Origin of the sequence: Arthrobacter sp. 7Tela_A1 (assembly GCF_049311065.1) — a bacterium.
GTDB lineage: Bacteria > Actinomycetota > Actinomycetes > Actinomycetales > Micrococcaceae > Arthrobacter_B.
In genome coordinates this window covers 1-12,075 of record NZ_JAXIOO010000014.1, presented here as the reverse complement: position 1 = coordinate 12,075, position 12,075 = coordinate 1, and the positions used below count along the sequence as shown (strand labels likewise).

4 protein-coding genes and 1 pseudogene are annotated in these 12,075 nt (G+C 67.9%); 2 read left to right on the top strand and 3 right to left on the bottom strand.

What is annotated here, in order from left to right; genetic code table 11:
- The first annotated feature begins 103 nt into the window (after positions 1-103).
- Positions 104-1,294: an elongation factor Tu gene (tuf, locus tag TVB01_RS07855; RefSeq protein WP_104052739.1), complete on the top strand. Its 1,191-nt coding sequence runs from the start codon at positions 104-106 to the stop codon at positions 1,292-1,294.
- 52 nt (positions 1,295-1,346) lie between these two features.
- On the opposite strand, the gene TVB01_RS07850 is transcribed toward tuf, so the two are convergent.
- Genes TVB01_RS07850 through aroA form a run of 3 tightly spaced genes read right to left on the bottom strand, consistent with a single transcriptional unit; the run spans position 1,347 to position 7,606 of the window.
- Positions 1,347-3,359, bottom strand: a complete 2,013-nt coding sequence (locus TVB01_RS07850) for an FAD-dependent oxidoreductase (RefSeq protein WP_422455348.1) — start codon at positions 3,357-3,359, stop codon at positions 1,347-1,349.
- Between the two features lie 9 nt (positions 3,360-3,368).
- Positions 3,369-4,568, bottom strand: a complete 1,200-nt coding sequence (locus tag TVB01_RS07845) for an acyl-CoA dehydrogenase family protein (protein ID WP_422455347.1) — start codon at positions 4,566-4,568, stop codon at positions 3,369-3,371.
- Complete coding sequence (gene aroA, locus TVB01_RS07840) at positions 4,565-7,606, bottom strand: 3-phosphoshikimate 1-carboxyvinyltransferase (RefSeq protein ID WP_422455346.1); 3,042 nt, start codon at positions 7,604-7,606, stop codon at positions 4,565-4,567. Before aroA ends, TVB01_RS07845 begins: the two co-directional genes overlap by 4 nt.
- Positions 7,607-7,818: 212 nt before the next feature.
- Between aroA and TVB01_RS07835 the strand changes: the two are divergent.
- Positions 7,819-12,075: pseudogene (locus tag TVB01_RS07835) on the top strand (hypothetical protein); the annotation flags it as partial.

Below are 12,075 nucleotides of genomic sequence, written 5' to 3'. Positions count from 1 at the left end.
AGGCAATTTCATCAAATAAACAGCCCCAAGTAGACTTGGATCGGATCAGTTGCGAGAAGCGCGGCTGGTGATTGAAGTCTTCTAACCTTTCTAGGAGGAACCCGTGGCGAAGGCAAAGTTCGAGCGGACTAAGCCGCACGTCAACATCGGCACCATTGGTCACGTTGACCATGGAAAGACGACGTTGACCGCTGCCATTTCGAAGGTGCTTGCTGACAAGTACCCTGATCTGAACGAAAAGCGCGATTTCGCTGCTATCGACTCTGCACCTGAAGAGCGCCAGCGCGGTATCACCATCAACATCTCGCACATCGAGTACCAGACCGAGAAGCGTCACTACGCACACGTTGACGCCCCCGGCCACGCTGACTACATCAAGAACATGATCACCGGCGCAGCTCAGATGGACGGCGCAATCCTCGTGGTTGCCGCTACTGACGGCCCGATGGCTCAGACCCGCGAGCACGTTCTGCTCGCCCGCCAGGTTGGTGTTCCCTACCTGCTGGTCGCACTGAACAAGTCCGACATGGTTGATGACGAAGAACTGCTCGACCTCGTGGAAATGGAAGTTCGCGAACTGCTGAGCTCCCAGGAATTCGACGGCGACAACGCTCCCGTCGTCCGCGTTTCGGGCCTCAAGGCTCTGGAAGGCGATCCCAAGTGGGTTGCTTCCGTCGAAGAGCTGATGGAAGCCGTTGACAACAACGTTCCGGACCCGATCCGCGACAAGGACAAGCCGTTCCTGATGCCGATCGAGGACGTCTTCACGATCACCGGTCGTGGAACCGTTGTTACGGGCCGCGCCGAGCGCGGTACCCTCGCCATCAACTCCGAGGTCGAGATCGTCGGCATCCGCCCGGTCCAGAAGACCACGGTGACCGGTATCGAGATGTTCCACAAGCAGCTCGACGAAGCATGGGCCGGCGAGAACTGTGGCCTGCTGCTCCGCGGCATCAAGCGCGAAGACGTAGAGCGCGGCCAGGTTGTCGTCAAGCCGGGTTCCATCACCCCGCACACCGACTTCGAGGCCAACGTCTACATCCTGTCCAAGGATGAAGGCGGCCGCCACAACCCGTTCTACTCGAACTACCGCCCGCAGTTCTACTTCCGCACCACCGACGTCACGGGTGTCATCACCCTGCCCGAGGGTACGGAAATGGTTATGCCCGGTGACAACACCGAAATGACCGTTGAACTGATCCAGCCGATCGCAATGGAAGAGGGCCTCGGCTTCGCTATCCGCGAAGGCGGCCGCACCGTTGGATCCGGCCGCGTCACCAAGATCATCAAGTAATTTGATCTACTGACGCTCGGACCGTTTGGTTCAGCTTGAAAGGGCCCCGCTGCTACGGCAGCGGGGCCCTTTTGCGTTCTCCGGCCAGCTCCGCGGCCAGGGCCGTGCCGCACGCCAGTCCCTCGGCGAAGGCCCGCACGGCGTTGAGCCCTGCGGCTGAGGCTGCCCCGCCGACGCTCGTGTGCGCTATGCCGGCTGCGGCCAGTTCACGCGACAGGGAGCTGTTTTCGACCTGCCCTGCGGCGACAATGACGGCTTCCGCCGGAACGAGTTCGTCCTGCCCCTCGGAGCCCGTAATGACCAGTCCCCGGGATGTCACTTCCTGGTAGCTGACGCCGGTCAGCATGGTGACGCCGGCAGCGCGCAGCGCCTGCAGCACGGCCCATCTGGTGGAAGGTCCAATCCCCTCTCCGATGCGGCTGCCCCGGCGCAGCAGGGTGATCTGCCGGAAGCGGTGCTCCGCGAGCAGGTGGGCGAGGTCGACGGCGATGCCCCCGGCCCCGACGACGGCGAGCCTGCGGGGGAGGGCGGCGGCCCTGGCGAAGGCTGCATGGTAGTCATAAACCGGCAGGTGCTCGGTGCCCGGCAGGCGGATGGTCCGGGGGAGGACTCCCGTGGCGTCGATGACATGGCTGTAGCCGGAGAGCACCTCCGCACCGGCCCGGATATCTGTGTGGACCTCGACCCCCAACCGGGGAAGTTCGCGGGAAAAGTAGCGAATGGTCTCGGCGAAATCTGTTTTGCCGGGCACCCGGCAGGCCAGCCGGAACTGTCCCCCGAGTCCGGGTGCGGATTCGAAGAGGTCTACGTGGATGCCGGCTTCCGCCAGGGTAGCCGCTGCCTGCAGGCCCGCCGGACCGGCGCCGGCTACTGCGGCACGCGCCGCACCGGCGCTCCTGGTCCGTGGCGGAGAGAACAACGGGAAGGCACGTTCACGTCCGGCGCGCGGGTTGACCAGGCAGGAGACCGGCTCTGTTCCGAGCGACCGGTCGATACAGGCCTCGTTGCAGGCGATGCAGGTGTTCACCAGGTCCGGCCTTCCAGCGGCCGACTTGGCAATGATGCGGGGATCAGCCAGCAGAGGGCGGGCCATCGACACGAAATCGACCATGCCGTCCGCCAGCGCCGCCTCCGCCTGCGCCACCGAGTTAATTCGGTTGGAACCGATCACAGGCACGGCATGCCCGGTACCCATGAGGTGCCGGCGGATACGGGCCGCCACCGGCAGCCAGGTACCGTGGGGGACCAGTGCCTGCACGGTCGGGATCCGGGATTCATGCCATCCGATGCCGACGTTCAGGGCATCTGCGCCTCCCGTGGCCAGGGCTCCGGCCAGCGACACATATTCCTCGGGAGGACCGGCGCCGTCGACCAGGTCATCCCCGGACAAGCGGAAGACGACCGGGAATCCGCCGCCCACGGCCCCGCGGACTGCAGCGAGGACCGCCAGCGGAAAGGCCTGCCGGCGCGGGGCGTCCCCGCCCCAGGCATCATTGCGCCGGTTCGTGGCGGCCGACGCGAACTGGTTCACCAGATAGCCCTCGGACCCCATGATCTCCACGGCGTCGAAGCCCAGCTCCTTCGCCTGCCCGGCGGCAGCGGCGAAATCGGCCAGCGTTCGGTGGATATGTGCCTCGTCCATAGCCGCCGGCATGGCCTTGGAATAGGCGGACCAGACCGCGGACGGGGCGGCCGGCTGCAGGCCGTAGGTGCTTTCGAAGGCATAGCGACCGGCATGGAAAAGCTGGAGCGCCAGTTTCGCTCCGGCGTCGTGCACCGCTTCCAGCGCTGCGGCGGCAGCTTCGCGGAAAGGCGCCTCGCCCGCCACCAGGTATGTCCGGCCGCCTGAACCTTCCCTGTTAATGGCAGCGCCTCCGGTGACGATCAGCGCGGCCCCGCCGGCTGCCCGCTCCGTGTAGAAGGCGGCGAGTGCGAGCGGATCCTGCTCAAAGTTCAGGTGCATGGAGCCCATGATGATCCGGTGCGGCACCTCCAGCGTTCCGATCCTGCCGGGTGCGAAGACATGCGGGAACTGCCGGAATCCGGGGCGGGGGTCATCCGGCATGGCAGGTGCCTACCCCGCTGCTCCGCCGAGGAGGTCCCGGGCGATCACGGTCTTCTGGATCTCATTCGTGCCCTCTTCGAAGCGCTGGGCTCGGGCGTCGCGGTACACGCGTTCAATCGGCTGGGTCTGCCAGTAGCCGATGCCGCCGTGAACCTGCAGGGCCTTGTCCGTGACCCGTCCCAGCATGTCCACTGCGGTCAGCTTCGCCATGGAGGAGAGGGCAGCGGCGGTGGGTTCCGCCGCCTGCCAGGCTGCTGCGGCGGTGAGCGTCAGGGCCTTGGCCGCTGCGATGTCGGCGGCGTTTTCCGCCAGTGAGAAGGCGATGGCCTGGCGGGACGCCAGGGGTTTGCCGAAAGTGGTGCGCTGCCGTGCATAGTCCACGGCCAGCTCCTGGGCACGCTGCGCCAGGCCAACGCAGCTCATCGCCACCGAAATCCGGCTAGGAGTCAGGAACCCGCCCAGGGCAACGGCCAGTCCTTCCCCTTCGGCGCCGAGCCGGTTCCCTACCGGCACCGGTGCGTCGGTGAAGGTCAGGGAAGCATGGTCGGTGCCCCGGACTCCCATGGTCGCCGAGGTGTCCTCCACCTGGACGCCCGCGGTATTGCGGTCCACCAGGAGCGCCACAGTTCCGTTCCGGCCGGTGCTGCCCTCCAACCGGGCAAAAAGCAGCCAGTAGTCGCAGCGGACGCCAAAGGTAATGAGGTGTTTGCGTCCGCTGAGGTAATAGATGTCCCCGTCCCTGCGGACAGAGGAGGTGATGTCGGCTCCGCTGCCGTTCGCGGGCTCCGTCAGGGTAAAGGCGACGACGGTCTCGCCAGCGACGGCCGGGACCACGAACCGCTGCCGCTGGGCCTCATCGGCAAAAGGATTCATGGCCCTCCAGGTCCCGTTCAGGACATGGACGATCATCCGCACCGAAGCATGGGAGCGGGAGAAGACTTCCATGAGTCCCATCCACTGCACGAAACTCAGGCCCGCGCCGCCCAGATCCCGGGGAGCAGCGAGGGAGAGGAAGCCTTCGCCGCGCAGTTCTTTCCAGAGGTCGTCCGGGACAGTCCCCGTGGCTTCGATTCTTCCGGACCACTCCTCACCCGGGCCCTGGACCCAGCCGGTAACCCTGGCAAGCAGCGCCTGGAAATCGGCTTCCGGTACCGAGCTGCCCCGCCCGTCGGAGGTAACGGTGCTGGTCTTGGTGCCGCTGGTGTTCACGAGGGGCTCCTGTCATCTGCGGTCCGGGCATTCCCGGCCAGTTGCCGCGCCAGATCTCGCAGCAGGAATTTTTGTACCTTCCCCACGGGGTTGCGGGGAATCTCGCTAAGCAGTTCAAGCTGCTCCGGCCAATAATGCTTTGCGACCCGGCACTGGTCCAGGTAATCCGTGAGTTCGTGCAGCGTGGGCGGGGTTCCGGCGGGAACCACAAAGGCGCACGCCCGTTCGCCCAGCCGGGGATCCGGCATGGCAGCCAGTGCGACGTCATCGACCTGCGGGTGCCGGTAGAGCAGCTGTTCGATCTCCGCCACCGGGATCTTCTCCCCGCCGCGGTTGATCACGTCCCTGACGCGTCCGGTGATCCGGAGGTAACCGGCGTCGTCCAGCGTCGCCAGGTCACCGGTGCGGTACCAGCCATCGTCCGTGAACGCCTCCTTGGTGAGGTCCGGACGGTCCAGGTAGCCCTCGAACAACGTGGGACTGAGCAGTTCAAAGTTCCCTTCCGTTCCTGCGGGCAGCGGGAGGCTGTCGTCGCTGACGATCCGCGCCCGGACCCCGGGCAGCAGCTGCCCGTCAGTTCCCCAGACGAGCGCCGGATCGTCTCCCGGGGTGGAAACGGCACCCAGGCAGGTCTCGGTGGTTCCGAAAGCCCCGCACACCGCGGCGTCCAGCACCCTGGTGGCCCGCTCGGAAAGGTGGCGCGGAACGGCAGCACCTGTGTTGACGAAGATCCGCAGGCTCCGGGGCGCGGGAGAACCGGCCTCCACGGCTTTGACCAGGTCATCCAGGAACGGGGTGGCGGCCTGCACGAAGGTGCCCTGCCAGCCGCGCAGCATGTTCAGGGCCCGGACCGGGTCCCAGACGGACTGCAGGATCTGCGGAGCTCCGAGGACAAAGGAGAGCCACATGCCGTAAAGGAAACCGGTCTGGTGGGCCAGGGGAGAGGGCACGAAGATGGCGTCACTGCCGCTGAGTCCCAGCTGGTGAGCCTGCATTGCCGCGGCCCGGGAGAGGGTAGCGTGCCGGTGCAGGACACCTTTGGGCTCTCCGGTGGTTCCCGAGGTAAACAGGAGCTGGGCCGGTGCCTGGGCACCCGGGGCGGCTGCGTCTATGCGTTCGCGGTCCACGGGGGTTTCGGCCAGCTCCTGTTCCCAGCCGTGCCACCTCACGCCCCGTTCCCTCACCGGCAGGGGAGGGGCGGCGGCTCCGATGACCAGGACGTGCCGAACCGCGAGCTGATAGTCGGGGTCGCTGCCGGCTGCGAGGATCCCGGAAAGCTCGGCGGCGTAGTGCCGTCCGCGGAACTCCTCGGGAACAACAACGACGGCGGCGCCGGAGCGGTGCAGCGCGAACGCGACTTCCCGTTCCCGGAAAATCGGCATGATGGGAGCTGCCACCGCACCGATCCGCAGGGCAGCCACGGTCAAGAGGACGAACTCGCTCCAGTTGGGCAGCTGGAAGGCTACCCGTTCTCCGGCACGCACTCCCAGGTCCAGCAGCAATGCGGCGATCCGGTCTGCCCCGGCGTCGAGTTCGGCCCAGGTCAGGTGTCCGGTGCCCTGCGGGCGGCCGTCCACCACGGCAGTGCGGGCAGGACGCTGGGCCGCCCACCGGCGGACCCAGTCCGGGGCGGTGACACGGGCAGCTGCCTCGATGTCCGGGGCCGGTGTCCCGGACCGGCGGGGACGGGCGCTGAGGGGTGCGGGCCGCCTTGCAACCTTCCCGTCCCGGACCTGCATGGACAGGCCGAAAGAGTTCATTGCTTCAAGGAACTCCGGGTAGGAAATCCGGTAGGCGTTCGGATAGGTCAGTGTGGACAGTCCTTCGGCGGCCGAGGCCGCGACGGCCAGGGACATCAGCACCCGGTGGTCGTTGAACGAGGAGAGGTCCGCACCGGACAATTGGGCCGGCCCGCGGACGAGGAGGTCGCTGCCGCTCATGCGGACATCGGCTCCCATGGAATTCAGCTGCAGCATGGCGGCAACCCGGTCCGATTCCTTCAGGCGCACGTGTGCGACGTTGCGGAAGACGCTCTCGCCGTCGGCGCAGGCAGCCATGACGGAGAGGATGGGAAGCATATCCGGGACGGTGCGGCAGTCGATTTCCGCCGGTTGCAGGGATATCCCGTCGTGCCGGACCCGGACCGCGTCCAGTGCAGCGTCGTACTTCATGGGCAGCCCCATGGAAGCGGCGACGTCCAGGAAATCCGCTTCCGGGTGGTCAGCGTCCCCGGACGTCACGCTCCGCAGCCCGTGCAGGAGCAGGTCAGCCGGGTGCAGGGCCGCAGCGGCGAGTCCGAAAGCCGCCGATCCAAGGTCCGGCGGTATCCGCAGATCGGTGGGAACAGCCTGCTGGCCGGGCGGGACCTCGAAGCGGTGCCAGTCCTCGGACACGTCGATCCGGAGTCCGAAGCGGCGCATCATCTGCACCGTCAGGTGCAGGTAGGTGCGTTCGTTCAGCGTTCCGTCCACCACCACTGCGGTGGGGCGGGAAGCGAACGGAGCCAGGAGCAGCAGGCCCGAGATCCACTGGGAGAGAGTTCCGGCAATGTGTACCTCGCCGCCGGTGGGCGCCTTGGCCCGCACTTTGATGGGCGGGCAGTCCGTGGGGGAGTCGACGTCGAGCCCCATCTGGCGCAGCGCGGCAAGCAGCGGACCGATCGGACGCCGCTGGAAGTACTTCTGCCCCGTGACTGTCACATCCCGCGAGCCCAGGGCGGCCAGTCCCACCATGAAATAGAGGGTGGTGCCGGAACTTCCGGCGGAGATGTCCTGGCGCGCCGGCCGGTACGGTCCGCCGTGGACCACGTAGGTGCCGCCGTCGATCTCGATCCGGGTGCCGAGGCGCCGGAGCATTTCCACTGTGTAGTGCACGTGCCGGGCGTCGGTCAGGCCCGTGATCCTGCTGGTGCCCGGCGCCAGGGAGGCCAGGATCAGCGCCCTGTGTGCGTGGTATTTCGAGTTGGGCACCAGGGCTTCGCCGCAGATGCGCTGTGCAGTTCCCAGGACCGAAAGGTACATGGCGTCAGAGCCCTTCAAACGGCTGTCCTCGTTCAGGCGTCCACCCCGGAAGGTGACGCTACCAGTTGCGCAGCGGGGCCGGAACAGGGCGCGGGCGGCCCAGCCCGGGGGAGCGGCCATTCGTCCCAGGGAACCGGTGTTTCTCCACACCCCCCGACACGTGCGCGGCGGTGCAGGAAAGGCTCAATTAGGATGGGCAGGTCTTTGGCGTCTTCGGAAAGCAGCAGGTCATGGGGGAGTTTTTCTTTTTTGTTGCCGTTGCGGCAGCCGGATTTGCGGTGGGCCGTCTGACTCCGCGGCGGTCTTCGGGCCGCACCTCCGGCAATGCCTACGGATACGGAAAAGTCCTGCCTCATCCTGCACAGATCTTCGAGGAGGGTTATCAGGCGGGACGCCGGGACGCGGAGCTGGCGGGTCGGGCAGCCGGCGTTCCGGCCGGTGGTGTTGCCGGTGCCGCAGGTGCCGCAGCCGGTACTGCCGGTGGTGTGGCCGCCGGCACAGCGGGTGCCGTGCCTGTCCGGGAAGACCGTCCGCAGCCCGACCCTGGTTCCGCGCAACCCTTCCGCCCTCCCGCTCCCCATGTTCCCGCACCGAACCCCGCAGGTTTCTATCCCCCGGCTCCCCGGCAGCAGCCACAGCGCCCGGTCCAGCCTGCAGCCGCCGGGACGCCGCGCCCGTGGGGGAATGCCCCCGCGGCAGCAGGCACGGTCCGTCCGTCGCTGTATGCGCCGCAGCCGGTGAAGTCGGAAGCAGACCTTGCCCGCGAGAAACGCCGCCGGGACCTGCGCAACATCAACATCACTCTCTATGCCGGCAGCCTGCTGCTCGTCGCCGCAGCCTCCCTGTTTATCGGTATTTCCATCCCGGAGCAGGCACGGTTCGCGGGCGTTGTGGCCCTGACGATCCTCTTCTACGCCTCCGGGCTGCTGGTCCACTCACGGCGGGAGGCCCTGCGCCCTGCCGCTGTCGCGTTCACGGGCACCGGTCTGGCGCTGATACCCGTGGTGGGGCTCGCCCTCTACAACTTCCTCCTGCCGGACGCGGCCCTGGCCTGGCTGGTCACGTCAGCGGTGGGAAGCGTGGCCTTCGCCTACGCCGCAGCACGCCTGGAAAGCCGCGTGGTGACCTATCTGGCGCTGACCTTCCTCATTTCCACGGCGCTGGCCTCGGGAGCGTCCCTGCGGGCCGGCATCGTCTGGGCTTTCCTCTTCACCGTGCTGCTCGCAACACTGGTCAGCCTGGCTGCCATCCGGCGCCCGGCCTGGCTGCAGAACATCTATCTGGACGCTTTCGTGCAGGCGCACCGCTATCTGGTGCCCGCGACGGCAGCAGCAGCAGTACTTAGCTGGGCAGAGCTCGGTACGGCCTCCATAGCGGCCCTCTTCCTAGCCTTCGGCGCGTACTACCTGGTGCTGTTCCGGCAGGGCCCACGGTCCCAGGCACTGGCGCACAGTCTTGGAGCGCGTCTGTCAGCGACGATTGGACTCACAGCGCTCGCTCACACCGTACTGGACGGCTGGCCTGCGACTCTGCTGGCAGCAGTCTTCCTGCTCGGGGTGCAGGCCGCCGCGCTTTGCGCCGGTTCACGCCGCTACCTCGCAATTACGGCCCTGATGTTCGCACCGGACCAGGCCGTACCAAGGGATGAGCCGCCCTCGGCAGGCCTTCGGGCAGCCGTACCGGGGGCCGTGCGGGTCTTCCACAGCGACCTTCTGAGCGTGCTTGCCCTGCAGTTCGCCGCTGCCACGGCCGCGGCCGCGGTCTACGCGCTGGACGCGCACGAAGGGTCCGGGAACCTCTGGCTGTTTACTGCCGCCGCGGTCCTGGTCCAGCTCACGCTTTTCACGGCTGCCTGGAAGCTCCGGAACGCAGCTGAGCCGCTGGCCGCAGCAGCGCTGCTGCTTCCTGTCCTGGCCTGTGTGCTGACCAGCGAGGCGCCGCTGTGGCCGGTCCTGCTGCTGCTCGTGACGCTGACCGGCTACCTTGTCCTGCGAGCGGTGCGGGCCGACGCAGGGACCCGTGCAGCCTTCACACTGGCAGCACGGACTGCTGCCCTCCCGGCTGTGCCGCTGGCGGTCTTCATCCTGCTGGAATCCCGCGCACCTGTAAGTGCCTGGACCTGGACCCTCGCCGCGGCCTTCCTGGCCGCAGCGCTCAACCAGGTGTGGTCCGTCCTGCTCGGTATCACCGGCAGAGCCGAAATCTACCCGCAGACAGTCCATGGCCTCTCCGCAGCGGCCGCGCTCGTGTCCGCCGCTGCGCTCGCCGTTGAGGCTCCGTCGGCCGGCCTGATACTCGCGGTCATCTGGATCACAGTGCTGTTGAATACCGCGTCGTCGCTCCTGCTTCAGCGGGCGGGACGTGCATGGGCCGCCGTTTACGCTCCTGCGGGATTCCTCGCCGGTGCCCTGCTTGGTGCCGGTGAGCTTGGCGTGCGCGGATATGAAGTACTTGCCGCTTTGGCACTGGTCTACAGCGCCGTCCAGGCGGTGTGGGCCGCTCCGCGTCCGCTCCGCGGATACTACCTGGCCGCGGGGCAGGCGCTTGTCAGCGTCCTGGCCGCGCTCATTGCAGCGGACCTGCGGCTCACGGTGCACGGCGTCTTTGTGACGGTGGCCGTATCCCTGGCCCTCCAGCACCTGGCCAGGACCCTGCTCGGCAAGCGGCTGGACTTCTTCGGGCTGGTCCGGGTGCTCACCTGGGGTAGCCTGCTCGCCCTGGCCGCCGTGGCCCCGGCCTACTATCTCCTGCTGGCATCCCAGGCCCAGGCGGAAACCGGCACTGTCCTGCTCCTGATAGCAGGAGCCAGCGCAGTGGTGACGCAGATCGCCGCATCCCTGCTGCCGGCAACCGACCCGGCATGGAACCGGGCGCCGGTGGCAGCGGCGGCACTGGTCCTGCTGCTTTGTGCCGGAGTTCGCGCCGCAGAGTCCCCGGCGGGACCTTTGGCCGCCGCAGCGCTGTGGGTCGCCCTTGCCGCCAACCTCCTCACGGCGGCACGCCACCGGCATACACCGCTCGCCCTCCAGGCCCCGGGCGGGTTCCTCGCGGCGGCGGCACTGGGCTCCGGTGTCCTGGGGCTGCGCGGCTACGAGTTCCTCTGCGCCGCAGCGCTCGCTTACTGCGTACTGATGGTGTTCGACCGGGCGGGAGGTTTCCGCGGAGCGTACCTCGCCGCCGCACAGGCCCTAGCCCCGCTCCTCGCCGCGCTCATTGCAGCCGATGGGGCCGCGGATTCCCGCGCCGCATTCTTCGCCGTGATGTCCATCGGCACTGCGGCCGGTCACATTCTCAGGACGCTGTTCCATGCACGGGTACGGGACCTGGGTCTTGCGGAACCCGTCCGTTGGAGCGGGCTGGCTGTGCAGACGCTCCTTCCATTCGCCTACGTTCTGTCCGGCCGCACGGAACCGGTGACACTGCTCATCATGATCCTTGCCGCCGCTGCCGTGTTCATGCTGACCCAGCTGGACGCAGCCGTCAGGATCCGGAACAGCCGGGCGCTGCCGCACTCTGCCGAACTGGTCATAGCGGCCGCAGCAGGCGCACTGCTCGCAGTCCCCGCGATCCGGCTGGCCGGCGAGCAGGAGGCCGTCTGGGGTATCGCCGTCCTCTGGACCGCGCTCGGCATTAATGCAGCGGTGTCGCTGCTGCTGCGGCCGGGGCGCTGGGAGGCACTGGCCGTGGCCGGCTTCGCAGGAGCCGGCGTCACCGGCACAGGCCTGCTGGGGCTGCGCGGCTACGAACTGCTGGTCGGCGCTGCCCTTGGCTACTCCTCGTACCTGGCTGCACGAAAGGACCACACGAACAGGGGACGGTACCTCCTGGCCGTTCAGCTGCTCACCGCGGTTCTCGCGGTCCTGGTGGCAGCCGACGCCGGCGCGGACGTCCACGGCCTCTTCGCCTCGGGTGCGGCTGCCCTTGCCGCAGCCCAAATCCTGCGGACAGTTCTCGAACCGCGGCTGGCAGGGGTTGGCCTGCACACTGCTGCCCTGTGGACGAGCCTCGCCTTCCTGTCCCTGGCACCCGTGGGATACACGGCGCTGGTGGCGGACCGGATGCAGCGGGACGTGGTCGCCGCGTTCCTGCTCCTGATGATCGCCGTCGGCGTCTCCGGCTTCCTCCGCTGCCGCCGGGCGGGAGTGCTGTATCCGGCAGCAGCTGCCCTCGGCGCCCTGCCGCTGGCCCTGACAGAACTCGTGCCTTTCAGCGGCAGGGGAGTGCTTCCGGAGGCACCCCTGCCCATCCTGGCGGCTGGCCTGCTGCTGGCACTCTTCACCGCGGGCGCCCTCGCCGGCGAAGCCCGGCCGGCCCTGCCCTTACCTCTCAGGACCGTCCTGCTTGTGTCCGCCGGGGGATTCATCCTCCTTATGGGCCTGGCCGCAGGGGCGGATGCCAGCCTCGCGCTTGGCGGCCTTGCCGCCGCGGGCCCCCCCCGCCGCGCCGGGGACGCGCCCCCCCCCCCCCCCCCCCCCCCCCCCCCCGCC